Raw genomic sequence first — 25322 nt, 5'->3', positions numbered from 1 at the left:
ACTGCTCCCTTGAATAGAAGCTCATCTAAGCAAGAGCCATCATGAGCCCCTGTTTCGACGGAAGTCAAATCAGCGAGCGTGGGACCCACATCGGGTCAGGTCAGCTCCAGGGCCACCTCCAGGCGCAGGTAGGCGTCGACCCAGGTCTGCTCGGCCGCCTCGCCCGCCCCCTGGGACCGCGCCGCCGCGAACGCCGTGACGGCCTGGGCGATGCGGTGGAGCCCGAGCGTGGTCAGCCGTCGCGCGGCGGTGCCGAGGCGGGCGTCGTAGGTCGGCGGCAGGTGGGACAGGCCGTGGTGGGCCGCTTCCGCGAGCAGCCCGCGGGCGTCGATCAGCACGGCGGTCAGCGGGTCGTGCCGGACGTCCTCGGCGGCCGCGAGCCGGCCGCCGCCTTCGGCGGGTCGCAGGTCGGGCACGACGACCCGGCCGCCGGCGGCCAGGCCGACGGGGTCGATGACGACACCGCCCGCGGTACGGCCGACCACGCCGCTGACGAAACGCAGCTCGCCCTCCTCCCCGGCGAGCACGGCGGCCAGCGCGTCGAGCCGGCCGGGTGCGGCGCCGGTGTGGACGGCGGTGACGGTGGCGGTGTTGCCCGCCCGGTCGGCGATGACGGCGTCGAGGCGCTGGTCACCGGCCGCGTAGGTCATGGCCACCACCCGGGAGACGGCGACGACGCGTACCAGCTCCGCTTCGACGCGCGGGCGGATGGGCCGCAGCGTGAGGGCGTCGAGCTCGCGGCCGAGCGCGGCGAGGTCGGTCACCACCAGGGACGGCGAGAGCTCACCCCAGTCGCCGCGCGACGGGCTGACCGTCGTCCTGGCGATCCGCCCGGTGGCCAGCCGCACGGTACGGCTGGCGCTGCGGACGGCGGACTCGGTGACGAGGTTGCCGGTGGCCAGGGCGGCCAGCGTGGAGCCGGCGACGCGTCGCCGTGCCAGTACGGCGCCGTCGCAGTCGTCGCCGTCCTGTTCGCGGTCCCATTCGCGGCGGAGCACCAGGACCATCGCGCTGTCGCTGTGGGCCAGGTAGACCTCGGCGATCCGCCGGTCGCCGAGGCTGCGGACCCGGCAGCCCAGGCTCTCCAGCCGGGCCCGGCGCAACGGGGTCTCGGCGGCCTCGGCGGTGCCGAGCACGCTGCTGCGGAGGGTGGCGTCGGGGCGGGTCACGGCCCGGTGCCGGGCGTGGAGCTCGGCGAGGTGGCTCGCGAGCAGCTCGGGACGGTAGTGGGCGCCGCGGTCGCGGTAGGCGGCCAGCTGCTCGGCGAGGTCGCCGACGGCCAGCAGCGGCCAGCGCGATCCGGCGGCGTCCAGGCGGCGCTGGACGTCGGCGATGGTGGCCGCCAATCCCTGGCCGAGGTGCGCCGCGCCCTCGCGCAGGACCGTGCCGGCCAGCCCCAGGGCCCCCTCCAACCCGGCTCCGGCCCCGGTGACGGCTTCGCCGCCGACGTCGACCCGTACCTCCGGCGTCCCGGGATGCAGCTCGTCGGCCACCCGGAAGGCCCATACGGCGAGGGCGATGACGTCGTCGCGGCTGCCCGCGACGGCGTCGGTGTGCACGAAGCCGAGGTCGCCGGGGATCAGGAAACGCACGGTCGCGGTGGCGAGCTCGACCTGCGGCACCGGGTCGGTGGCGGTGGCGCGGCGCACGCGGGCGGTGTATCCGGCCCTTTCGGTACGCCGGGCGGCGGTCATCAGGCGGGCGCCGATCCTGGCGGTCAGCTCGTCGTCGCTCAGCTGCCCCGGCGACCAGGCGGCGGGTTCCGGAACAGCGCCCTCGACCTGCGGATGTCCGACGGTCTCGACGGTCGCGGCGTGCTGGTGCCGGTACGCCAGCACCACCCCGACGACGTGCCGGCAGACCCCGGTGGCGCCGCACGTGCAGCGGGCCGCGTCGAGGCCGCCGGGGGGCAGGCTCACGGTCGGTCCGCCCGCGAAGTCGCCGTGCACGGTCCCGTCGGCGTCGGTGCGCAGGTCGGGCGCGGCTTCCTTGCCCGCCCGCTTGACCAGGCCGCGGTTGGTGAGCGCGGCGAGGGAGTCGGTGGTGAGCCCGAGCAGGTCCGTTCTCATCGGCCCACGTGCTCCGCGACGAAGGACGCCAGCTCGCCCGGGGTCATCGCGCCCACGAACGCGCCGGCGTCGGCCAGGCGTTGCGCGAGGTCCCGGTCGTAGTCGGGGTTGGCCTGCTCGTCGAGGGCGGCCAGGCCGAGGACCTTGCTGCCCTGCTCGACCAGGTGACGCACGATGCGGACCAGCCGGTGGGGATCGCCGCCCTCGTAGAAGTCGGAGATCAGCACGACGACGGCCCGCCGCGGCTGGTCCACGAGCCCGGCGCCGTACGCCGCCGCGCGGGCGATGTCGGTGCCGCCACCGAGCTGGACCTTCATGAGCAGTTCCACGGGATCGTCCACGTCGGAGGTCAGGTCCACCACGTCGGTGTCGAAGGCGACCAGGTGGGTGCGTACGCCGGGCAGGCCCCACAGGCAGGCCGCGGTGACCGCCGAGTGGATCACCGAGTCGGTCATCGAGCCGGACTGGTCGACGAGCAGGATCACCTGCCACTGTTCGAGGTGACGGCGGGTGCGGGAGAAGAACAGCGGGGTCTCGATCACGATCTTGCCGGTGTCGGGCTGGTAGCGGCCGAGGTTGGCGCGCAGGGTGCGGACCATGTCGAAGTTGCGGGCCAGCCGCAGCCGGCCCGGCCGCCGTGCCCTCGTGCCCGAGAAGGCGCTGCGCACCTCGGTGGCGAGCTGGTCCACGAGCTGCCGGACGACCTGCTCCACGATGCGCCTGGCCAGCCGCAACACCTGCGGGTTCATCAGGTGCTTGGTGTGCAGGACCGCCTTGAGCAGCGCGGGGTTGGGCTCGATGCGCGCGAGCACGTCGGGGTCGGTGACGAGGTCGTGGATCTCGTAGCGTTCGACGGCGTCGCGCTGCAGGCGTTCGACGGTCTCCTTGGGGAACAGGCGGGTGATGTCGTCGAGCCAGCCGAACGTGGTCAGGTTCGACGGGCCGCTCCCGGCTCGTCTTCGTACGCCGCGCCTGCGCAGGTCCTCGTCGCGGCCGTACAGCCAGTCCAGGGCGGCGTCGCGGCCGGCGGCCTCCTCGTCGAGCTGCCCGCCGCCGAGGCAGGCACCGCCGGCCTCGCCGAGCAGCAGGCGCCACCGCATGAGGGTGGGGTCGGTCATGGCGTGATCAGTCCTTCCCGGCGCAGTGCCGCATCGACTCGTTCGTCCAGTGCCATGCCTGCGGCCACCAGTTCCGGCGCCGCCTCCAGCCGCATCAGGTCCCACGCGGACGCGCCCGCGCCGGAGCGCAGTTCGACCAGGCGGGCGGCGATGAGGTGCCGCTCGCGGGGCGGGAAGTAGCCGAACGCCTGGCGCAGCGCCGGCAGGGCCACCAGGAAGTCGTGGTCGCCCATCGCCGCGACCAGCTCGTCGAGCAGCTCCAGCATGCCGCCGGTGTGCAGGACCTCCTCGCGGGCGAGCGCGAACAGCCCGGCCAGCCAGTCGCCGGCCGAGGCGGGGACGAACGCGCCGCGTACCGCCCGTGCGGGGTCCGCGGCGGGGGCGCCGCGCAGTGACCAGCCCAGCCCGAGCGCCGCCCCGCGCAGGTCGGGCGGCGCGTCCTGGCAGGCGGCGACGCGGTCGGCGACGCCCAGCGCCGCGTCCAGGTCCAGGCCCAGCGGCGGGCCGGCGTGCCTGAGCGCGTCGCGTACGGCGGCCAGGGCGCCGATGCGCCGCGGATCGGCCGGTACGGGCCCGCCGCGCACGCCCTCGGCCAGCCACAACACGCGGAGGGCGGCGGCCCGCACCACGACGCCCAAGGTGGCGCTGCCGCTGGTGGCGAACAGCTCGTCGTGGCGCCACATCGCCAGGGCGACGGTGAGGGTGCGGCCCAGCGAGCCCAGGTCGGCCGCCGCGGCGATCGCCCGCGCGAGGTCGTCGAGCACCTGCCCCGTCAGCTCGCCGATGCCGCACAGCGCGGCGTCGAACAGCACGTCGGCCAGCTCGTCCAGGCCGGCGCCCCTGATCCGCTCGGCGAGCACGGAGGCCGCCGCCTCCTGCGGGTCCACGCCGTACCCGCCTGCCTCGATCAGGGCGGGCAGGCGGTCGTGGGCGTCGGTCAGGGTCCACTGTTCGACCAGCTCGGCGCCGCCCGCGGGGCGGGGCCCCGAGGTGCGGACCACGCCAGGGACGCCCAGGACGCGCAGCCTGTGCAGGAAGCGGCTGCGCGCGCGGCCGGCCTGCCCGCCGAGGTCGAGCCGTTCGGCGCCGGGGCCGCCCAGCTCGGCGAGCACCGCGTGGACCAGCGGCGGCAGCGGGGTCGAGGGGTGCAGGCGGCCTGTCCGGTCGCCGCTGAGCGCCGCGATCATCTCCACGACCACCGGGTGGTGGCCCGCCTGGAGGGGCCCGCGGGACGCCCAGGGCAGCGGGGTCTCGATCGCCTCGCCGACCAGCGCGGTGGCCAGTCCGTCGAGCACGTCGACGCGGGCCGGATGCGGGTGGCCGCGCATCAGCGCGATCCCGTCGGCGGTGGCGCGCGCGGCGATCAGGTCGGCGGTGGAGACCGGCTGGCGCCGGGCGCGCAGCCGGGCCGTCACCGCCTCGGTGAGCCGGCGGGCGGCTCCGTCGGGGCCGTGCTCCCACAGGTCCTGGTAGTAGCCGGGCGACGGCATGCCCGACTGGTAGCCGTCGAAGGCGTCCAGCCGGCGGAACGAGTACGGCACCAGGTAGCTGCCGGCCGTCGCCCCCTCGGGCGGCTGCGGCACCTGCGGCCAGCTCCGCTCGCCCTGCCCGGCCAGCCGGATCAGCGCGGGACGGTGGAAGCCGCCCGTGACCACGACCACCGGGCGCTCGCCCGCCTCGCCGGCGGCCGCCCGGATCCACTGCGCCATGTACGCCTCGCGGGCCGTGTCGCCGGGATCGGCCTCCGTGTCGCCGCGTACGAGGTCGAAGTAGGTGGCCAGCCGTTCGGCCAGCCCGTCGGCTGGTTCGATCTCGAACAGGTGGTCCCACAACGCGTCCACGTTGTCCACGTCGAAGGCGCGGCAGAGCCGTCGGGTCGCCTCCGTGTAGCGGGCCTCGGCGTCGGCGTACCGGTTGCTGACGTCAGCCAGCGCGGGATGCCAGGCGGGCAGGTCGATGAAGCGCAGCTCGGCGCCGGTCGCGCGGCCCGCGGTCAGCGCCGCCCACTCCGGCGAGTAGTCGCACAACGGTGTCCAGGAACCGTGCCGCCGCTCATGGTCGCGGTAGCCGGTGTGGACGGCGATCGGCAGCTCGTGGCCGAGCAGGAGCTCGTCCATCCTGCCGTTCATCTCCGACGGGCCTTCGACCAGCACGTACGCGGGGCGTACGGCACGGATGGTGTCGGCGACCAGCCGGGCGCAGGCAGGGCTGTGGTGCCGCACGCCGAGGAAGACGACCGCCATCGGTCAGCCCGGCAGCAGGTGGCGGGCCTCGTACAGGGCCTGCCACTGGTCGCCGTGCCGCCTGCGCTCCAGGTACCTGCGCAGCTTGGCCAGGTCCTCCGGGTTGTCCTTGGCGGCCGTGCCGGCCAGGCAGGAGACCAGGTCGGCGGCGGTGCCCGGCTCGCGGCGCAGGAACCAGCCGCGCAGCCCGACGGCATGGGCGACCGAGACGGCCTCCGCGGTGCTCATCACCCCCGACAGCCGGTCGGTGGCCTCGCCGCGCGCGGTCTGCCCCTGGCGCAGGTCGCGGAAGGTGGTGACCAGGACCTCCAGAACGTCGCGGCGCGGCGGCGCGGTGACGCCCGAGCGTTTGAGCAGCGCCCCCGCCTCGGCCTCCACCAACGCCAGCTCGGTGTCGAAGTCGGCGATCGGGAAGACGGTCTCGAAGTTGAAGCGGCGCCTGAGCGCGGCGCTCATCTCGTTGACGCCGCGGTCGCGGGTGTTGGCGGTGGCCAGGATCGTGAACCCCTCCTGGGCGAACACCATCGACTCCGGGCCGCTCAGCTCCGGTACGGCGAGCACCCGGTCCGACAGCGGCGACAGCAGGCAGTCCTGCACCTCCAGCGGGCACCGGGTGATCTCCTCGAAGCGCACCACCTTGCCCTCGGCCATGCCGCGCAGCAGCGGCGCGGGCACCAGCGACCGGGTGGAGGGGCCCTCGGCGACCAGCAGCGCGTAGTTCCAGGAGTATTTGATCTGGTCCTCGGTGGTGGCCGCGCCGCCCTGGATGGTGAGCGTCGAGGTGCCGCTCACGGCCGCGGCCAGCAGCTCGGACAGCAGCGACTTCGCCGTGCCGGGCTCGCCCACCAGCATCAGCCCGCGGTTGGTCGCGAGCGTCACCAGGGACCGGTCGATCAGCGAGGGATCGCCCACGAACTTGCGGCTGACGCCCAGCTTCTCGTCCCCGAGGACGAAACGGCGGGCGGCCCGCAGGCTGAGCGCCCAGCCGGGCGGCCGGTCGTCGGTGTCGTGCTCCCGCAGCCTGGCCAGCTCACCGGCGTAGCGGATCTCGGCCGGGGGCCGCTGGGCGTGTCCGTTCATCGGGTGATCTCCCTGAGGTCTCGGAGGATCTCGGAGGTGGTGATGGGATCAAGGCCGTCGAGCCCCAGCTGGACCAGGGTCTGCTCGTCGGCGAAGTCGACGTAGCCGATCGCGATGCCCGGATCGAGGCCGATCGTGATGGTCCTGCCGCCGGGCACGTCCCGTTCGATCCAGCCCTGCCAGCCGGCGTCCTGGGGCGCGCCGCGCCGCCAGCCGCGCCGCTCCAGGCCGAGCACCGCGCGGGTGGGGATCCTGGCCGCCTCGATCTCGGCCACCAGCGCCGGATCCAGCTCGTACGTCTCCCTGCCCAGCTGCGGGAACGGCTGAAGGATCTCGTAGTCGGCGAACACCTCACCCCACGCGGCCAGATCGTCCCCCAGCTCCAGCGGGTGCGCCACGCCGACGAGGGCGTCCTCGGGCAACGTCAGCGCGTCGTCCTGGACGTCGGCGAAGCTGCGGTCCTCGGCCACGCGCAGGGTGCCCGTGAGCCGGCCCGACGGGTCGTACCGGCCCCATACGAGCCGCCGTACGATGTGCCGGAGCAGCGGGTGGCCGACGAGCAGCCGGCCGAAGTCGCCGGCGCTCCAGCGACGCCGGTTGACCATGGCCTGCTCCAGGCGGCGGATGGCGTCCCCGGCCACGGAGCGCACGTCCTTCTTCAGCCCGGCGAAACGCCGGTAGGCGGCGGTCGCGAGCTCCTGATCGTCGTTGGCGCCCGGCTTGGGCAGGTTCTTCAGCCGCCTGCCCGAGGCGTCGGCCACGTACGGCTTGAGCTGCTCGTCGAAGCCCACCACGAACCTCCTGCGGCCGTAGTCGAGGGTCAGGCTGCCGTCGGCGGACAGGCCGAAGTCGGGCACCAGCCGGTCGGCCAGCTCCTGCGGGCTCAGGCCGAGCTCGGCGGCGACCTCGTCGATCTTCTGCCTGGCCCGGTTCCTCAGCCCGCCGAACTTGGCCTTCTCGGCGATGCCGTGCAGGTGCATCAGCGCCACCTCGGAGCCGATGGAGGCCAGCAGGTCCAGGCCGGTGACCGCGCGCGCGTGCCCGCCCTCGCCCGGCCAGGTCCTGATCAGCGGGGTCAGCCGCCGTACCGTCTCGTCGTCGCCGAGCAGCGCCTGCGCGTCCATCACCCAGCTCTCCTTGGACGGGTAGCCGGCCGCCTGCCAGCACCCGAACAGCGCCCAGGCGAAGTCGGCGAGGCTGCGGCCGTCGCAGGACTCCTTCACCACCGCCAGACCGGCGTACGGGTCGCCGGGCCTGGAGATCGCCAGCATCGTCATCACGTGGCGGGCCGCCTCGGGGGGCAGCGCGCCCGCCTCGCCGCGCAGGTGGATCGGGGTCATGACGGCGACCTCCGTCCATTCGGGCAGCACCGGCATCCTGGCGGGCAGCGCGTCGAGCGGGTCGGCCACGAGCAGGTCGGCGACGGCGGCCTCGGCGGCGGGCCCGTACCCTGCGGCGGCCTCGGCCACGGTGTCGCGGTGGCCGCCCGCGACCAGCGCGGCCAGCGCCCGCTCGGCCCGGAGCCGGGCCACGCCGGGCTTGCCGAGAGCCGCCGGGATCAGCGCCCTGGCGGCCGCTCCGGGGTGACGGTTCAGCCACGCCAGCGCGGTGGCGCGGACGGACTTCAGCCGGGCCAGCCAGTCGGCCATCAGCACGGCGACCTCCGGCGCCGCGAACGGCAGCAGCGCCGCGGCGACCGAGCTGGGACCACGCCGGGCGCTGTCGACCACCATGGGCAGCGCCGCCGGCCCGAACCTGGCCACCACCGTCGGCATCCAGTCGCCGGCCCCCCACAGGTCGCCGGGGCGCCACTTCCCGATCAGCGGCGCGGCCAGCTCCTCGGGCCCGGCGACGAACAGGGCGATCTGGTCCACCCAGTGCACGCTCCGCCCCTCGGCGATGTCGCGGGCGACGTCCTTCCAGCTCTGGCGCCAGGACCGGCCCCAGGAATCCGCCGCCCGGGAGGAACGCCAGTTGTCCCGCTCGCCCGGCGCCCACGACAGGTCCGGTTCGTCGGTGCACGCCAGGCCATCGACCACGACCACCTTGCGCGCCTTGCGCGGGCGGGTCCAGGGCGGGCTGACCAGCACCTCGGGCAGCGCCTCCGGCGGAGCGGCGGCGACGGCACCGGCGGTCACGACCCTGGTGAGACGCTCGGCGGCGGCGCCGTCGCCGAGGCTCGCGAGCACCTCCTCCACCAGGTCGGGACGGGCCGCCACGTGGGTGCGCAGCAGCAGGTCGACGGCCTTGCCGCCGGACTCGGCCAGCATCCGCATCGCGCGGCGGGGGAAGCGGGAGGCCGCGCGCAGGAGGGCCGCCTGGGTGTACTTCTGCTCGACGCGGTCGAGGATCGCCCGCATCGCCGTGTCGTAGGGCAGGTCGGCGAGCATGTGCAGCAGCCGCTTGCGGCTGTCCGCGCCGTAGGCGTGGTCCACCCAGCCGGCCAGCAGCGGCACGGCCGCCTCGCCCATGCCGTCGACGACCGTGGCCGGCAGGGTGAGGGAGTCCCCCAGGTAGACGCCACGCACCTGGTCCGCGATCAGCTCGGCGTGCTCCGGCGTGCTGACGGCGGCGATCAGGCGGACGGCGAGCGCCGGGAGGACCTGGCTCACCTCGGCGCAGTCGGCCGCGACCCATGCGGTCTCGGTGGGCGCCAGGAAGGAGGCGGCCACGCGGTGGTGGAGCCCGCCCGCGCGGCTCACTTCCAGCGCCGCGACGACCTCGGCGTACTCGTCGTCGGACGCGGCGGCCAGCACGGCGCGGACCCGGGCGTCGATCTGCTCGCCGGAGGCCCAGCCGAGCCACGGGTCGGGGGCCTGGCCGTCGGCCAGCCGGCGGACCACCGAGGCGCCCCCGTCGTGACCGTAGTCCAGCGAGGCCAGCTCGGTCACGGCCACCGCCGCGAACACCGGGCCGCGTTCGGCCAGCCAGGTGTCGGGGAACAGGGAGAACATCTCGCGCTCGTTCCACGGCAGGGAGGCGGCCACCGCCCTGACGACCACCGCCGCGCCCAGCGGTGTGGCGGCGGGCTCCCCCGCCAGGTACGCCGCGCCCGCGGACGCGAGCTCCGGGTCGGGGCACCTCGCCACCATGTCGGCGAGCCCCTTCCCGCGTCTGCCCAGCTCTGCGGCCAGTTTCTGCGGCGCGCTCGGGTCCGGCCGGTGCACCGGGACCTTGGCTCCGCCCCGCCGGGGGTGGAGAGCGCGCAACCAGGCGGGCGGCAACGTCAGCCCGTGCTCGTCCTCGGCGCCGCCGGCCGCTGCCTGCGACGCGGGAGCCGTGCCGTCCTCCGCGTAGCCCTTGCGCACCTTCTCCGCCACCAGCTTGTCGGCGGCGGCAGTGGCGGCGGCGGCCGAGCCGAACGACTTGACCTGCGTCTGACCGGCCGCGCCCAGCCGCCCGTACCGGATGTGCAGCTCGGCGCCGTCCTGGCGCACCTCCCAGAACTTGGCCGAACCTCCGCCGACGAACGTCAGCGTGCGCTCCACGCTCATGCCGATACCTCCACGCCGCATCCCGTCGTCCTCTTGATCGACAGCGGCGAGTATGGCGGGCACGACCGACAAAGTTGCGACACAACTGTGAGGCTGCCGGACATGACCCAGGCATGAACGTCACCGACACCGGGCCGCCGGACCGCGACCAGCGCTTCGCCCGGCTCTACGAGCAGACGTACACCGCGTTGCTGCGGTTCGTCGAGCGTCGCGTCCACCCCTCGCACGCCGAGGACGTGGTCGCCGACGTGTTCCTCGTCGCCTGGAGGCGCCTGGACGACGTGCCGCCCGCGGCGGACGAGGCGCGGGCCTGGCTGTTCGGCGTGGCGCACCGCACCCTCCGCAACGAGAGGGCCTCCTCGGGCCGGGGTGGCGTCAAGGGCGTCACGACGATCCTCCGGGACGGATCGCGGCACAGCGTCTCCCTGGAGGACCTCACCGGCTGGACGGGCGCGCACCTGGGCACACCGGCCACGGGCGGCTCCGCGCGCGGCTGACCCGGGGCGCCACGGCGGCGCCGGGCCTCAGGCTCCGGCGTCGCCGGGCCCGCTGCCGGGGGTGCGGAGGAGTGGCACCGGGTCGGTGGCGAAGCGGGCGGCGCGAGGCTCGCGTTCGTCCCCGAACCGGCGGGTGAGGATGCCGTAGAGCTCCGGACGTCGTCCCTGGATCCATCGGCGGCCGGTCGAGAGCGGCAGCAGGCTGAGGTCGAGGTCGGCGGTGACCATGTCGTCAGCGGCCGCCCAGGTCTCGCCGAGGATGCGGCCGTAGGGGTCGATGATCATGGCGTTGCCGGTGCGGATCTCGCCGTCGTCTTCCCCGATGCCGTTGCTGAACAGGACGAACAGCCCGTTGTCATGAGCGCGGGCGGGCAGCCAGCGCATCAGCCACTCGCGTCCGCTGGGGCCGCGCAGCTCGGCTTCGATCGCCTTCGGGGCGCCGTGCCGGTTCCGCCAGAGCTCCACGGGGATCGGGCGCATCCCGTGGGGGCTGCGCGAGGCGGTGCCGCCGGTCTGGTGGGGCGCCACCAGGATCGAGGCGCCCATCAGCGCGGTGGCGCGGACGTTCTCGACCAGGTTGTTGTCCCAGCAGATGAGGATGCCCATGCGGACGCCCCAGGGGGTGTCGAAGACGGTGTAGGCGTCGCCGCTGCTGATCGCCGGGTGCTCGAAGGCGTGCAGCTTGCGGTGACGATGGACGGATCCGTCCGGGAAGCAGAGGGCGTAGCTGTTGAACAGCCGCCCGTCCGTGTCGCTCTCCAGGAAGCCGACCCCCACGGCGACGCCGTGCTCGGCCGCCAGCGCGCGGACGGCGGTGACGGACGGACCGTCCACCGGCTCGGCGAGCTCCCGCAGCCGCTCGGGGGTCTGGCGGCGGAGATGCCAGTACCCCAGCAGGCACATCTCCGGGAAGGCGACGACCTGCACGCCGTCCGCGCTCGCCAGGCGCACGTAGTGCTCGACTTGGGCCAGGTTGTAGGTCTTGTCATCGGGACGATGCTCGAACTGCACGGTCGCGCACCGCAGTGCCGGCGTTGGGGTCTCGGCCGCTTCGTCGTTCCGCGCCATCGCGAACCTCCGGATCCTTGGGGTTGGTTCACCAGGAGAGCGCACGCGCCTCCCATTCGTCCAATGAATCTTTTCCGCTGTTCGATAAGCTTGCGGAATGGAACTGGTCCTGCTGCGCGCCTTCCTCGCGGTCGCGGGGCACGGCCACTACGGCCGCGCCGCGCGAACGCTGAACGTCACCCAGCCGACGCTCACGAAGCAGATCCAGTCGTTGGAGGCGCAGGTGGGAGGCCGGCTGTTCGACCGCGGCCGGCACGGCGCCGTGCTGACCGGTCTGGGCGCCGTCCTGCTCCCGGACGCGCAGGCGCTCCTGCGGCAGGCCGACGCGCTCACGCGGCGGATGGCGAGCATGGCCGCCGGCGAGGCCGGGAGACTGGCGGTCGGCTTCGGGCTGTCGAGCATCGACCTGGCCCCCCGGATCGTCGCCGCGTTCCGGCGGCGCCACCCCGACGTGCACGTCACCTTGGATGACATGTCGTCACAGGCCCAGCTCGACCGGATCGACGCGGGCGACCTCGATGTCGGTTTCGTCCGCCTGCCCCTCGAAGGCGGATGGGGACGACTGCCACTGGCCGGCGACCGCCTCGCCCTCGCCTGGGCCGGCCATGACGACCGGCCGCCGCACGACTCCGGCGATCTCGCCGAGTGGGCGGCCCGCCACGACTTCCTCCAGTTGGCGCAGGAGAGAGGGCCGGGGCTGGCCGGGCAGATCAGCCGCCTGTGCACCGCCGTCGCGGTCCGCCCCGCCGTCGTCCAGGAGGCGCGGGACCTGCAGACCGTGCTCGCGCTGGTGGCGGCCGGCGCAGGGGTGGCGTTCGTGCCGGCCAGCGCCCGCCGTATCGCGCCCCCGTCTGTCGTGATCACGCCGGTTCGCCATCCGGCGGCCGCATGGCAGATCGCCGTGGTGTGGAAGGACGGGCGGCCCGGCCCGTTGACGGCCGGTTTCCTCGACCTCGTACGGGAACACGGCCTTCTGGAGGCCGGCGGCTCGGGCGGCTGCGTCCGGCCGTAGACAGGCGGACGCGCGGCCGAGGAGACGTCAGGAGAGGGTGAGCGTGCCGTCCGGGTTGCGGGCGCACGTGACGACCACGCGGGGCGCCGCGGTGAGGGCGCCGGTCAGGCACTGGCCGAGGACCGTGTGGCCCGCGGCGTTGGGGTGCCACGACTCCTGACAGGTCTGGAAGTAGGTGACGCAGGTGTTCGCCGCGCGCTGGATCCCGATCTTGTCCCAGCCCGACAGGCTGGTGACGAACGTGCCGGACGGCCCGTCCTGCACGCGGACCGGCGTCGCGAGCGCACCGGCCGGGCTGCCGGGGTTCTCGCAGAGCCTGGCCCCGTCGAACGCCCTCTGGACGTCCAGGACGCGCAGGTCGGCCGCCGGGCGCTCGGCTGCCAGTGTGGTGAAGGCGTTCTTGACCAGCGAGCCGAGGTTCTGGGAGAACACGTGCCCGGGGGCCAGGCTCGCACGGTGGATCGGGCACCCGGCGGCGTAGCGCTCGGCGCCGAGGGCGCGGAACTTGTCGCGGGTGTCGGTGCGGCCGTCCTCGTCGTAGTACTGCGGGGCTACGTCGGGCGGCAGCGGGTTGGTGTAGGTCTGCAGGATCACCTGGTGGCTGCCGTCGGCGTCGATCTGGTCGAGGGTGTCGAGGATCTGGCGCAGGGCCGCGGTGGTCTCGGCGGTGGCGGCGGCGACCTCGGCGTCGGTGGCCAGGTCCGAGGCGGTGCAGGGTTTCTGCGGCACCTCGCCCTTCAGGTAGGCCCAGAACTCCCACCAGCCGGTCCAGGCGTCGGCGATGAAGCGGTTGGCGCACAGCGTGGCCACGTCGCCGAAGGTGAACTGGGTGTTGTTGGAGCCGAGGCCGACGAGGACGACGTCGATGTCGTGCGTCCGGGCGACGGCGCGCAGCTGGTCGAGTTGCGAGGCGACGGTGCGGCCCTCGGCCCTGGCGCTGGAGGGGCTGGCGATGTCGGCGGGCTGGGCGCCCGAGCACGCGAGGTTGAACCGTTGCTGGATGCCCGGGAGCGACGCCGCGAACACCGAGGCGTTCGCCGACCGGTGGCAGAAGTAGGCGTTGCTGTTGGCCGCCGACCAGCCGGGGAAGGACTGGGCCGTACCGGAGGCGTCGACGACGGGCTGGTAGTCCCCCGCGCCCTCCCCGCTGATGAAGCTGTCGCCGAGCGCGACGGCGGCTGTGGGCAGGGCCGCCTGCGCCGGTCCGCTCCGCGCGACCTGGATGCCCGCCGCGCTCACCAGGAGCATGACAACCGCGGCCGCACTCTGGAGGAGCCTCATGACCACCCGATTCCCTACTGAACCAGTACGAAATACGCCTGTGTGGATCACAACATGCGGCGCCGGCAGCGTCAACATGCTGATGCGGGGGCCGCGCACGCTTACCTGGGACGTAATTGTCGCCCTTACCTCTGGCTGACAAACTCAGGACATCGCACGACATGAGGAGTCATGAGATGTTCTTCGAGACCACGGACGGCACCCGCCTCGCCTACGAGGACTACGGCCAGGGCAAGCCCATCGTCTTCGTCGCCAGCGTGATGCTCTCCGCCGACATGTGGGAGTACCAGATCCCGTACTTCGTGGAGCGCGGCCACCGTTGCGTCGCCCTCGACCGGCGGGCCCACGGCCGCTCGGACCGTCCCTCGACGGGCTACGACCTGGACACCGGCGCCGACGACCTGGCCGAGCTGATCGAGCTGCTCGACCTGCGTGACATCACCCTGGTCGGTCACTCCATGGGCGGCGCCGAGGTCGCCCGGTACCTGGCCCGCCACGGCGACGAACGCGTCGCGCGGGTGGCGTTCGTCTCGGCGATGCTGCCGTTCCTGCTGCAGACCGACGACAACCCCGAGGGAGTGCCGGGCGCCATGTTGGAGGCCTCGATGGCGGCCCTGGACGCCGACCGTCCCAAGTGGCTGGCCCAGCGGGCGCAGGCGTTCTTCGCCACGCACCTGGGCAACGAGATCTCCCCGGCACAGGTGGAGTTCACGCTGCGGCAGTGCCTTGAGGTCTCGCCGTGGGCGATCCGCCAGTACCAGCGGGCCGCCATGACCTTCGACCACCGGGCCTCGCTGGCCGAGATCGCCGTGCCCGCGCTGGTCGTGCACGGGGCCGCCGACGCCTCCGTGCCGGTGGCCGTCACCGGGCGGCGCACCGCCCAGCTGGTTCCCGGGGCGACCTACCTGGAGTACCCGACCGGCGGGCACGGCCTGTTCGTCACCCACCGTGACCGGTTCAACGACGACCTGCACACCTTCATCAAGTCCACCTGACGGCGGTCGCGGTCATGACCGCCGTGGCTCGGTGGTTCACTCGACCACCCGGCCTGTCGTCTTCTGTCCGTCCGTGCGTACGGCCAGGCAGTACACGGTCCGGTAGCGGGGCCAGTCCTCCGCGGCCGGCCCGAGCCACGTCATCCCGATGACATCCCTCTTCGACTTCTTGACGCGCATTCTGGGAAGGCATCCGTTCTCCGCGAGCCGTGTCATGTCCGCCTCCGGATACGGCCCCTGCGGGAGGACGTAGGTGGTGGCGAACTCGGCCGAGTGCGGCACGTGGCAGGGGACGACGGTCACCAGGTACGTCTGGGGAAGGGGTTCGATGCAGTCGCCGGGTCGCAGTTCGGTGGCGTAATACCGTTGCGTGCCGGGAACGGCGCTCTGCTGCAGCGGAGTCTGCGGGGCGGCGGCGGGTTCCGGCTGAGCGGACCTGGACGACTCGACCGGCGCCGGATCACCTGCGCAGCCGGCGAGCGAGACGGCTAAGCAGCATGCGATCAGTGATGTGCGAACCATGGCACAAGGGTGGCAGCATCAGAGCGCTCCGGAGGCTCGCCTGACGTCTCGGCGTCGCCGGTATATTGGGCGGATGCTGATCAGGGAAGCCACCGTGGACGACTGGTCGGCCATCTGGCCGTTCTTCCGCGAGATCGTCGCCGCCGGTGAGACCTTCACCTATCCGCTCGATCTCGGTCAGGAAGAGGGGCGCGGCTGGTGGTTGCTGCCCGCCCCGAACCGTACGGTCGTCGCGGTCGCCGACGACGGCACGATCCTCGGCACCGCGAAGATGAACAACAACCAGATGGGCAACGGCTCGCACGTCGCGAGCGCCAGCTACATGGTCGATCCAGCACATTCCGGACGTGGTGTGGGCCGCGCGCTGTGCGAGTACACCATCGAGTGGGCCCGCACCACGGGTTTCCGCTCGATGCAGTTCAACGCGGTCGTGGAGACCAACGAGACGGCGGTGCGCCTGTACCGGAAACTCGGATTCGAGGTGCTCGGCACCGTGCCGGAGGGCTTCCGGAGCCCGGCGAAGGGCTACGTCGGACTGCACATCATGCACCGCCCTCTCTGACGACCTCCCCGAGCACGCCCTGCGCGCACCGGACCCGGCGCCCGTGGTGGCGGCCACGGACGCCGGGCTGCTGCTGCGTCCGGTTGTCCTAGCGGGTCGCTCCGGCCACCCACTTGGGGGCGCCGTACTGGTAGGCGCCGAGGCTCGGGAGCGGGTCCGTCGAACCGTCGTTGACGCCGGGCAGCGGGATCGCCCGGTTGCGCGCCGGGGACGCCTCCGACAGCCGGTAGTCGCGCCCGGCCGGGTCGACGAACAGCGGGTCGACGTCGGCCGGCAGGTTGTTGGACAGCACCATCCCGCCGTTCGTGGCGCCGTCGAGGCCGCGGATCGGGCCGATGTTGTTGTAGACCTTCGTGCCGGTCGAGTTGCCGGGCTCCTTGACGTAGAACATCGTCATGCCGCCGGTGTTGTTGTAGACGCCGTTGTTGTGCGAGCCGCCGCCGAGGCCGTTGAGCATCACGGTCCCCTCGGGGTTGCCCCAGCCCACGTTGGCGGCGATGGTGATGTTGCTCTGCCCGTTGTCGGCGTAGACGCCGGTGACCCCGAACTTGGTGGCGCCCCACCTCGGCGCCGGATCGTGCAGCACGTTGTGGTCGATCGAGGTCCCCAGCATGTCGGAGCCGCAGCAGGTGTAGACCGCGGCCACGTCCAGGCTCAGCCGGGCGTACTGGGAGATGTCGTTGTAGGCGATGCGGTCCGGCCCCGGCGTGCCGCCGGCGGCGTTGTCCCACTGCAGGTTCACGCCGCTGCGGCCGACCCGGTAGATGGTGTTGTGCGTGACCGTCTGGCTGTTGCCCTGCACGGCGACGCCGGCCGCGTAGGTGCCCAGGTAGTCCACGTCGTGGATGACGTTGTTCGTCGCGGTGTTCCGCATGCCGCGCAGCGCGATGCCGTTTCCGGCGCTGAGTGACAGGTCGCTGTCGACGACCTGGTTGTCCGTGCCGTTGAGCACGATGCCGGTGTCGGCGACGCCCCGGGTGACGGTGGAGCCGCAGTCGGTGGCGCCGCGCGTGATGTCGGTGTAGTGCGACAGGTACCTGCCGGTGATCCCGTCGATCACGACGTGGCTGCTGCCGGGCCCGGTCTCGATGGTGGCGGCGAACAGGCCGACGCCGGCGATCGTCGTGTGGCTCGTGTTCCGCAGGTCGAAGGCCAGCGTGCGGGCCTTGGCCTCGATCACGTGCCGGTTGGGGTCGTCCTCGCTGTACAGGTAGAGCCGTTTGCCGGCCGGGTCGTAGAACCAGGTGCCGGGGTGGGCGAGTTCGCCGATCTTGCCGGCGAGCGCGTACCGGGTGTCCTTCGGGATCACCTTGTGGACGCACGGCGGCGCCGCGTCGAGCACGACCGAGCCCACGTCGGAGCTCTTGATCGTGGAGGTCGCCGTGATGTACCAGTAGTTGGTCGTCACGCGGGCGCCGGTCCAGTAGCCGGCCGGGCGGGTCAGCGCGTCGTCGGCGACGGTGGCCTCCGCGCTGCCGGGGCCGGCGTACCGCACCGCGGGTTCGAGCAGGTCGAGGCCGGGGTAGGGCCACTGGGCCTCGACGTTCATCCGCTGGTCGGTGAAGGTCTGCACGGTCGTGACGTCGGGTCCGAGGTCGGCGCGGGCGCTGTGGACGCGACCGTCGCGCACGGCCTGGGCGAAGGGCGAGTCCGGCGCGTACGGGTCCCACTGCGCGATGCGGGCCACGTCCCGGGCGGTGACCGGGGACCAGCCCCTGATCCGCTTGGCGCCGCTCACCGTCACGCGCGCGCCGGGGGCCGCCCGGTAGGTGATGGGCAGTCCGGCGGCGCCCGACCTGGCGGGCACGACGGTCTCCTCGTACGTGCCCGCCTGGATCAGGCAGGTGTCGCCGGGCGTCATGACGTCGGCGCACCGCTGGATGTGCCGGAAGGCCGTCGCGGCCGACCGGCCGTCGGCCGAGTCCCTGCCCCACGGCGCGACGTGGTAGGTGGTGCCGCCCGCGCCCTGCTCGGCCGCCGCCGGGACGGCCGCCGACACGACCGCGAGCACCGTCGCGATCACCGGCGCGAGCACCACGGCCGCGCGCGGCCGCCGATTGCGTAACAACGTCATGGTCCCTCTTTCCGTGACGGGCCGTTCAGCCCTTGACCGCGCCGACCGTGAGGCCGCTGATGATGTGGCGCTGCATGTAGACGAAGAAGATGACGACCGGTGCCACCGCCAGCAGCAGGTTGGGGAACACCCTGGTCAGGTCGGTCGAGTACTGGCTGATCCCGGCGTAGATGGCCGTCGTCACCGTGTACCGGCCGGAGCCGGGGCTGAGCAGGATCTGCGGGCTGACGAAGTCGTTCCAGATCCCGATCGAGTTGAGGATCAGCACGGTGACCACCGCGGGCCGCATCAGCGGGAAGATGATCGTCCAGAACGTGCGCAGCCGGCCCGCGCCGTCGATCATCGCCGCCTGGTCGATGGAGGCCGGAATGGTACGGATGAAGCCGACGAACAGGAAGATGCTCACCGGAAGGGTCGAGGCCACGTCGTGGGCCACGAGGCCGGCCACGGTGTTGGCCAGGCCGACCGAGCGCAGCACGTAGATCACCGGGATCACCAGCGCGGCGCCCGGGATGAACGTGCCCGCGAGGAAGTACAGCAGCAACAGCTGGGAGCGGCGGCTGAGGCTGCGCGCGATCGCGTACGCCGCCGGGCCGGCCAGCAGGATGCACAGGACGTCCACGACGACGACCAGGAACAGCGTGAAGCCGTAGCTGCGGATCACGTTGTACTGGGGGCTGTTGACGGCGTTGGCGAGGTACTCGAAGGTGAGGTCCCCGAACGGGAGGGAGAAGGGGTTGCCGAGGATGTCGTCCTGGGACTTGAAGCTGTTGACCACGAGCAGGTAGACCGGCACGGTCATGGCCACCAGGAGCAGCGCCAGCATGACCGGGCGCACGAAGGAGCGGCGCCTGCCGTGGGCGGCCTGCCTCTGTTCGATCATCACCGTCCCCTAACTCGTCGTGGCGCGGTCTTGCCGGTTGCGCGCGGCGGTCACCAGCAGGGCGAGGCCGGCGCACACGACCATGAGGAACACGGCCTGCGCGTTGGCGTAACCGACCTTCGTCCCCTCGAAGGACCTGGCCAGGATGAGGAACGAGTACGTCTGCGTGGCGCCCGCGGGCCCGCCGTTGGTGAGGCTCACGACCAGGTCGTAGGTCTTGATCAGGCCGATGAGGTTCAGCACGGTGGCCACGGTCACCACCGGGGAGATCATCGGGATCACCACGCGCAGGTTGGCCTGGCGCCGGGTCGCGCCGTCGATCGCCGCGGCCTCCAGCAGTTCGGCGGGGACCGTCTGGAGCGCGGCGACGAACAGCACGACGTTGAACCCGAAGCCGGCCCACACGATCACCGCGATGAGCGAGACCAAGGCGAGGTTCTCCTCGAACAGGAAGCCGACGGGCCCGATGCCGAAGTGCTGCAGCGTGCTGTTGACGGCGCCGTTGGTGCCGAGGATCGCGGCCCAGAGGAAGCCGAGGATCAGCGCGCTGATCACGTGCGGGTAGTAGGCGAGCGTGCGGAAGAACGAGTTCGTCCGCGAGCGCTCCTTGAGCAGCAGCGCGTACGCCAGACCGCCGCCGATCATGAGCAGGGTGCCGGTGACGGCGACGAGGGCGGTCACGTACCAGGCGCTGGTCGAGCTCGGGTCGTCGAACAGGTGCAGGTAGTTCTCGAAGCCGATGAAGACCGCGTCGGAGAAGCCGTTCCAGTCCGTCAGGCTCAGGTAGACCGCCACGCCCACCGGGACGACGGTCATCACCGTGTAGACCAGCACGGACGGCGCGACGAGCCCGAAGGTCACCGCCCTGGCCCGGTACCTGGCCGGCAGCCACTCGCGGCGCGGGCGCCGCGGCTCGGACGCCTGCCGCTCCGGCCGCCGGGTCAGCTCTGCGAGTTCCACCACTTGTCCAAACCGGCGGCGACCTGCTCGGCCGTGGCGCCCGTGTACAGCTTCTGCACCTGCGTGTTGAGCTCGGCCGGATAACCCTCGACCGGCTGGCGCTCGCCCGACTTGACCAGGACGGACGGCGCCTCCTCAAGGATCTTCTGGACCTGCGTGCCGAGGCTGGACATCTTGTAGGTGAAGGCCTTGCGCAGGTTGCCGTCGGCGGCGAGCTGGCTCTCGATCGCGGCCGGGTCGGTGACCAGCCACTTCACGAAGTCGATCGCGGCCGTCTTGTGCTTGGAGGCGTTGACGACCACGTACGGGCTGGCGATGTTGCCGTACTGGCCGGTGGGGTACGAGCCGTCGGTCGGCATGGAGAAGACGCCGATCTCGTCGCTCTTCTTGGCCGCGTCGGCGGCCGGGACGAAGAAGGAGCCCATGACGTACATCGCGGACTTGCCGTCGAGGAAGGCCGTCTGCCCGTCGGCGTAGGTCAGGCCGAGCGCGCTCTTGTCGAGGTAGCCCTGGTCGATCCAGCTGCGGAAGCGCTGGAGGTACTTCAGGTAGTCGCCGGTGGCGAAGGAGACCTGGTTCTGCTTGCGCTTGACCGTCCAGTCGGGGTCGGCGGTGAGCACGCCGGAGTCGGCGATCAGGGAGAACTGCGCTCCCGGCACCCACTGCCCGGCGCTCTGCAGCGGCGTGTAGCCGGCGCTCTTCAGCTTGGCCATGGCGTCCTGGAACTGGTCGAGCGTCTTGATGGCGGTGGCGTCGAGACCGGCCTTGGCGAAGGCGGCCTTGTTGTAGAAGACCAGCGACTGGATCTGCTGGCCGACGCCGACCAGGTAGCGCTTGCCGTCCACGGCGTACTGGTCGGCCAGCGGGGTCTGGCCGGTCCACGCCTCGCCGGTGAGGTCGGCGAACAGCGCGGCGTTCTCCTTCGTCGGGGTGATCTGCTGGGCGATGTCCGGCGGGTCGCCGGCGGCGAGGTCCTGGGAGAGCTTGGCGGTCGCCGAGACGGTCCCGGTGAGCTCCAGGTTGACCTTCACCCCCGGGTGGCTCTGCTCGTACTTCGCGAACAGTCCCTTCCAGTACTGCTCGGTCAGGTTCGGGCTGATGTTGACGATGATCCGCAGAGTCGTGGCGCCGGCCTGCGCCGGGTCCTCGCCGCCGCAGGCGGTGGCCGCGGCCACCACGGTGGTGGCGGCCACCGCGACCGCGCACGCCCGGCGCAACTGTGTTCCCATATCCGCTGCACGCTCCAATTGCATAGTCATGACCGGTGGAAGGTCGGGGGTGGACTGGCCGTCTTCGGGAGCCGCCCGCCCGGGGGCCACCTGGGTGAGGGGGTCGGGCTGCGCGGGCCGGCGTGGCGGCTCGACACGATCGACGCGGCGACATCGACCACCGTCTATGTCCATCGCCTATCGATAGGTGATGTTATGTGGCATACCTAACTTGTTCAAGAGTCATTTCGTGAGTGCCGGCGAAAGCTCACGGCGAACCGGCCGCCGCTCCCCGGGCCGGTGACGGCCAGCGTCAGCCGGGTCAGCCGGGAGCCCCAGCTGCGCGCGAGGCGCGGGTCGTCGATGTCCCGGTGCTCGACGGACGCGACGCCGACGGCGGGGTCCCAGCGCAGTTCGAGCGGCGGTCCCCCGTCCGCCGTGACGACCGCCCGGCCCGGCTCGCACGCGACCTCGCCGGCGAGAACGTGCCGGAACAACACCGTCCGCGGGCCCGCCGCCCATTCGTCCTCGACGGTGACGGACGGCTCCGGGCCGTCGCGCACCAGCCGGACGACCCGCTCCCAGCGGGTGAGCAGGCCCGCCGGGTAGGCGGCGCTCAGGTCCGCCCGCAGGACGGCCTGGCCCTCGTCGAACCGGACGGCGACGTCCCGCGCGCCGTGTTCGGCCCCCGGGAGCTGCCCGTGTCCCGGTTCCGGCACGTTGTGCCAGGCGCTCTGGAACGGCCACTCCTCGTAGCGGCGCGGGCCGAAGGTCGCGGCGGTGTAGGTCGGCTGGCCGACGTCCACGACCATCGGCCGTCCGTCGAGCGCCACCCAGTAGGAGCCGACGTCGAGGTGGTTGTGGTGCTCGCCGTTGTGGCCGGCCTTCGCCGCCACGGTCAGCCCGTCCGCGCTCCCGGCCCGCTCGCGCGCGACCATGACCTGGACGCGCGGCAGCCAGCACTCGCGGGCCAGCCAGGGCGAGCCGTCCGGCGTCCCGCCGGACGTGACCGCCCGGCACCATCGCCGGTCGGCCAGCGCGGTCATGGCGCGCCCGAGCCCGGCCCTGGGCTGGACGACGCCGCCGGACCCGCGTGCGGCGGCCACCGCGTACGCCACGGTCTCCGGTTGCCCCAGACGCTCGCCCCAGCGGAAGAGCACCTGCCACGGCCGCTCGCCGGAGAGCCGGGCCGGAGCGTCCCCGGTGTTGACGTACCAGTCCGCGCCGAGGTGCATGCGCGGCGGATAGGCGAGCAGGGCGGGCAGCACCGGCGGGCCGGGGTCCTCCAGCAGGTCCAGCGCCTCCAGCAGCCGGCACGCCCCCTGCCACCAGTACGCGATGCCCTCGTCGATCCCGCCGTCGTCGGGGAGCCCGGCGACGTAGTGGTCCAGCCCCTCGGCGGCCAGGCGTACCAGGCGCTCGCGCCGCCGGACGTCGTCGCAGAGCAGCAGCGCGGCCGCCAGGACGGCGCCGTGGATCCAGGGGTTCCAGTTGTTGGCGCGGCCGTCGCGGCCGATCCAGTGCCAGTCGCGCACCCGCTCGAACGGCGTGAGCACCCGCCGGTCAGCCTCGCGGCGCAACCTGCGGCGCAGCCCCGGCGCCCGGATGTCCAGATGCGGGCCCAGCGCGTGGTCGGCCCAGGCGAACAGCGTCGCGATCTCGGCCGCGCCCAGATCGAGGAAGGGGTCGTCGGGATCGGGCACGACCTCGCCCCGGGCCGCGGCCCCGCGATCGTGCGGCGCCCAGCACCACGTGCTCGTCTCGGCGAGCGCCATCAGCCCGTCCACGACGGCGTCCAGGTGCGGGCACGCTCCGGGGGGCGCGGTCGCGGGGGCCACCTCGCCGGTGAGCACGGCGGCGAGGGCGAGGACGTCCACGCGTTCGCGCAGCCGCCGCGCCTTGTCCTCGTGGACGGCCCGCGCCCCGTCGCGGAACGTCCGGGCCCAGTCGTCCAGGGACAGGTGCGGGGCCGGCCGGGCCAGCTCCTCGGCCGCGGCGGCCAGGACGGCGTCGCGGGCCCCGGCGGGCGCCGCGTCCCACACCGGCCGCGCGGTGACGTCAGGAACCATCGTCGTCGCGCAGCACGAGCTCGACGACCGGCAGCGGCACGTCCGGCGCGGCGACGGGCAGGGTCAGCGTGAGCGTGCCCGGCGGCTGGCCCGGCAGGGCGAGGTTGTTGTGCTCGTGCTGGTCCCCGTCCGCCTGGTGGAAGCGCACCTCGGAGCCGTCGTGGAGGAACTGGGCGTAGCGTACGCGTCCGGCGAGGCCGGGCAGGTGGACGTGCTTGAGCGGCCAGGACAGCAGGTGCAGGTAGAGGCGGCCGGCCCGCTGGGTGTAGAGGGCGTTGGGCGGCGGGGTGAACGGGCTCGGCCCCGCGCCGTGCACGGCCCTGGCGTGCAGGGACATCCACTCCCCGATCGCGGCCAGCGTGTGCCGGGCCCGCGGGTCGAGCGCGCCCCGGCCGGTGGGCCCGACGTTGAGCAGCAGGTTGCCGGCGCACGCGACGGACTGGACGAGCATCCGGATCAGCAGCCCCGGGTCCTTGTAGTCGCGGTTGTCGCGGTCGTAGCCCCAGGAGCCGTTGAGCGTGTGGCACGCCTCCCACCTGACCTGGACGCCGTCGCGGGTGAGCGGCCGGTCGGGCTGGTACTGCTCGGGCGTCACGTAGTCGCCGGGGATGCCGAGGCGGTCGTTCACCACGATCTGCGGGTTCAGGGCGCGCACGGTCGCCATCAGCTCCTCCGCACCCCAGTCGGCGGGCCCCTTCGCCGGGTAGGTGAAGTCGAAGAAGAGCAGGTCGATCGGGCCGTACCCGGTCAGCAGCTCGCGTACCTGCCCGTTCATGTACGCCCGGTAGCGGGCCATGTCGCGCGTGGCGTTCGCGTCCGGCGGCGCGCTGTCACGCAGCGGGTGGTACTGGTCGATGGTGAAGTCGGGGTGCCGCCAGTCGAGCAGCGAGTAGTAGAGCCCCACGCGCAGGCCCTCGGCCCGCATGGCCGCGGCGAACTCGGCGACCAGGTCCCGGCCGGCCGCGCGGACGCTGGTGTAGCCGGTGAGCTCGGAGTCGAACAGGCAGAACCCGTCGTGGTGCTTGGCGGTCAGCACCGCGTAGCGCATCCCGGCGGCGCGGGCGTTCCTGGCGAGCTCGGCCGCGTCGAACAGGTCGGGATCGAACTGTTCCAGGTAGCGGTCGTAGTCCTCGTCCGGCATCTTCTCCCGGCTGCGCACCCATTCGTGCCGGGCGGCGAGGCTGTAGAGCCCGAAGTGGACGAACATCCCGAACCGCGCTTCCTCGAACCACTTCGTCGGCCCCGCCGGCATCCCGGTCTCCTCTCACGGTTGACAGCCCTCATCGGTCGGCAGTTACATCTACCATCGATAGGCGATAATTGTCGATGTGTTGGGATGAGGCAGAAATGAGCACGAACGGGCATGTCGGGGCCCCGGAGACCGGCGTCTACGAGACGATGCTGGGGCCGGCGCACTCCTCGCCCTTCGTCCGGCCCGGCGCGGGCCTGGTGGACGCCCTCGCGGACGTGAGCGCCGCCACCGCCTGCGCCAAGCTCCACCAGATGGGCATCACCCGGACCTTCATCGACGGCCCCGTCCCCCTGCACAGGGAGCCCGGTGTGCGGATCACCGGCGGCGCCGTGACCCTGCAGTTCCTGCCCCAGCGCGAGGACGTCTTCTCCGGCACCGGACAGGAGGACGCCGAGCGCAAGACCGCGCTGTGGGCGGTGCTGGAATCCATCCGGCCCGGCGACGTGCTGGTCATCTCCGCGCAGGCCAGCCACTTCACCGGCTGCCTCGGCGACATGCTCGTCCGCTACTTCAAGCTGCGCGGCGGGGCCGGCATCGTCGTGGACGGCCGGGTGCGCGACGCCGCGCGGGTGCGCGCGCTCGGCGTGCCGATCTGGTGCACGGGGGTGACGCCGCACTACGCCTCGCAGGCCGAGCTGTTCCCCTCGGCCTTCAACGTCCCGGTCGGGGTGGGCGGCACGCTGGTGACGCCCGGCGACCTCATCGTCGCCGACGAGGACGGGGCGGTCGTCGTCCCGCAGCGCAGCGCCATGGCGGTGGCCGAGGACTCCCTCCTGCACCAGGACCGCGAGGAGTTCGCCCGCCGCCGCCTGGACGAGGGCGGCCGGCTGTCGGACTACTACCCGCTGACCGGAGCCGGCCTCGCCGAGTACCTGGCCGCCCGCGAGACCGACTGAGAGACGGGGGGCGGGGCGGCGAACCCGCCCCGCCGGGGT

At 72.9% G+C, this 25322-nt stretch carries 19 protein-coding genes; 5 read left to right on the top strand and 14 right to left on the bottom strand.

Translation table 11 applies throughout. The annotated features are described in order from the left end of the window. Positions 1–95: 95 nt before the first annotated feature. From ACFYYW_RS16445 to ACFYYW_RS16425, 5 genes are read right to left on the bottom strand one after another with little or no spacing between them, the layout of a single operon-like run. Entirely contained in the window at positions 96–2069 is a 1974-nt protein-coding gene (locus tag ACFYYW_RS16445; RefSeq protein ID WP_387649449.1) for a hypothetical protein, read from the bottom strand. Further along, positions 2066–3187: a VWA domain-containing protein gene (locus tag ACFYYW_RS16440; protein ID WP_387649446.1), complete on the bottom strand. Its 1122-nt coding sequence runs from the start codon at positions 3185–3187 to the stop codon at positions 2066–2068. The genes ACFYYW_RS16445 and ACFYYW_RS16440 overlap by 4 nt, the downstream gene beginning before the upstream one ends. Beyond that, positions 3184–5430 carry a DUF5682 family protein gene (locus ACFYYW_RS16435; protein ID WP_387649443.1) on the bottom strand — a complete coding sequence of 749 codons (2247 nt, stop codon included), beginning with the start codon at positions 5428–5430 and terminating at the stop codon, positions 3184–3186. Before ACFYYW_RS16435 ends, ACFYYW_RS16440 begins: the two co-directional genes overlap by 4 nt. Before the next feature lie 3 nt (positions 5431–5433). Beyond that, on the bottom strand, positions 5434–6510 hold the full coding sequence (locus tag ACFYYW_RS16430) for an AAA family ATPase (RefSeq protein ID WP_352323601.1): 1077 nt from the start codon (positions 6508–6510) through the stop codon (positions 5434–5436). After that, positions 6507–10004 carry a DUF4132 domain-containing protein gene (locus ACFYYW_RS16425; RefSeq protein ID WP_387649439.1) on the bottom strand — a complete coding sequence of 1166 codons (3498 nt, stop codon included), beginning with the start codon at positions 10002–10004 and terminating at the stop codon, positions 6507–6509. The genes ACFYYW_RS16430 and ACFYYW_RS16425 overlap by 4 nt, the downstream gene beginning before the upstream one ends. 113 nt (positions 10005–10117) lie before the next feature. On the opposite strand from ACFYYW_RS16425, the gene ACFYYW_RS16420 reads away from it, so the two are divergent. Continuing rightward, positions 10118–10501 carry an RNA polymerase sigma factor gene (locus ACFYYW_RS16420; RefSeq protein WP_387649437.1) on the top strand — a complete coding sequence of 128 codons (384 nt, stop codon included), beginning with the start codon at positions 10118–10120 and terminating at the stop codon, positions 10499–10501. 27 nt (positions 10502–10528) lie between these two features. Here the strand turns inward: ACFYYW_RS16420 and ACFYYW_RS16415 are convergent, their stop codons facing one another. After that, on the bottom strand, positions 10529–11512 hold the full coding sequence (locus ACFYYW_RS16415; protein ID WP_387649435.1) for a nitrilase family protein: 984 nt from the start codon (positions 11510–11512) through the stop codon (positions 10529–10531). Between the two features lie 154 nt (positions 11513–11666). On the opposite strand from ACFYYW_RS16415, the gene ACFYYW_RS16410 reads away from it, so the two are divergent. After that, a complete protein-coding gene (locus ACFYYW_RS16410; protein ID WP_387649433.1) occupies positions 11667–12581 on the top strand; it encodes a LysR family transcriptional regulator in 915 nt (304 codons plus the stop codon). 27 nt (positions 12582–12608) lie between these two features. Here ACFYYW_RS16410 and ACFYYW_RS16405 read toward each other — a convergent pair whose 3' ends face one another. Further along, positions 12609–13862 (bottom strand): hypothetical protein, encoded by a 1254-nt coding sequence (locus ACFYYW_RS16405; protein WP_387649431.1) that lies wholly within the window; start codon positions 13860–13862, stop codon positions 12609–12611. A 176-nt stretch (positions 13863–14038) separates the two neighbouring features. On the opposite strand from ACFYYW_RS16405, the gene ACFYYW_RS16400 reads away from it, so the two are divergent. Then, positions 14039–14857, top strand: a complete 819-nt coding sequence (locus ACFYYW_RS16400; protein WP_387649428.1) for an alpha/beta fold hydrolase — start codon at positions 14039–14041, stop codon at positions 14855–14857. 36 nt (positions 14858–14893) lie between these two features. Here ACFYYW_RS16400 and ACFYYW_RS16395 read toward each other — a convergent pair whose 3' ends face one another. After that, entirely contained in the window at positions 14894–15379 is a 486-nt protein-coding gene (locus ACFYYW_RS16395; RefSeq protein WP_387649425.1) for a hypothetical protein, read from the bottom strand. A 73-nt stretch (positions 15380–15452) separates the two neighbouring features. Here ACFYYW_RS16395 and ACFYYW_RS16390 point away from each other — a divergent pair, with 73 nt between their 5' ends. Then, positions 15453–15941 carry a GNAT family N-acetyltransferase gene (locus ACFYYW_RS16390; protein WP_387649422.1) on the top strand — a complete coding sequence of 163 codons (489 nt, stop codon included), beginning with the start codon at positions 15453–15455 and terminating at the stop codon, positions 15939–15941. A gap of 88 nt (positions 15942–16029) precedes the next feature. On the opposite strand, the gene ACFYYW_RS16385 is transcribed toward ACFYYW_RS16390, so the two are convergent. The 6 genes from ACFYYW_RS16385 to ACFYYW_RS16360 form a co-directional block, all read right to left on the bottom strand. Then, a complete protein-coding gene (locus ACFYYW_RS16385; RefSeq protein ID WP_387649419.1) occupies positions 16030–18015 on the bottom strand; it encodes a right-handed parallel beta-helix repeat-containing protein in 1986 nt (661 codons plus the stop codon). A gap of 25 nt (positions 18016–18040) precedes the next feature. Next, positions 18041–18898 carry a carbohydrate ABC transporter permease gene (locus ACFYYW_RS16380; RefSeq protein WP_387649416.1) on the bottom strand — a complete coding sequence of 286 codons (858 nt, stop codon included), beginning with the start codon at positions 18896–18898 and terminating at the stop codon, positions 18041–18043. A 9-nt stretch (positions 18899–18907) separates the two neighbouring features. Further along, entirely contained in the window at positions 18908–19858 is a 951-nt protein-coding gene (locus ACFYYW_RS16375) for a carbohydrate ABC transporter permease (protein ID WP_387649413.1), read from the bottom strand. After that, on the bottom strand, positions 19840–21087 hold the full coding sequence (locus ACFYYW_RS16370; RefSeq protein WP_387649410.1) for an ABC transporter substrate-binding protein: 1248 nt from the start codon (positions 21085–21087) through the stop codon (positions 19840–19842). The genes ACFYYW_RS16375 and ACFYYW_RS16370 overlap by 19 nt, the downstream gene beginning before the upstream one ends. Before the next feature lie 215 nt (positions 21088–21302). Next, a complete protein-coding gene (locus ACFYYW_RS16365; RefSeq protein WP_387649407.1) occupies positions 21303–23135 on the bottom strand; it encodes a heparinase II/III family protein in 1833 nt (610 codons plus the stop codon). Next, on the bottom strand, positions 23125–24387 hold the full coding sequence (locus ACFYYW_RS16360; RefSeq protein ID WP_387649405.1) for an alpha-L-fucosidase: 1263 nt from the start codon (positions 24385–24387) through the stop codon (positions 23125–23127). The genes ACFYYW_RS16365 and ACFYYW_RS16360 overlap by 11 nt, the downstream gene beginning before the upstream one ends. A gap of 95 nt (positions 24388–24482) precedes the next feature. Here ACFYYW_RS16360 and ACFYYW_RS16355 point away from each other — a divergent pair, with 95 nt between their 5' ends. Beyond that, the gene (locus ACFYYW_RS16355) at positions 24483–25283 is read left to right on the top strand and encodes a hypothetical protein (RefSeq protein ID WP_364419034.1); all 801 of its coding nucleotides are present in this window, start codon (positions 24483–24485) and stop codon (positions 25281–25283) included. Positions 25284–25322: the final 39 nt, after the last annotated feature.

Origin of the sequence: Nonomuraea sp. NPDC001831 (assembly GCF_042892035.1) — a bacterium.
GTDB lineage: Bacteria > Actinomycetota > Actinomycetes > Streptosporangiales > Streptosporangiaceae > Nonomuraea.
Note: the sequence above shows the minus strand (reverse complement) of the source record. Positions and strands in the feature narration are given on the sequence as shown.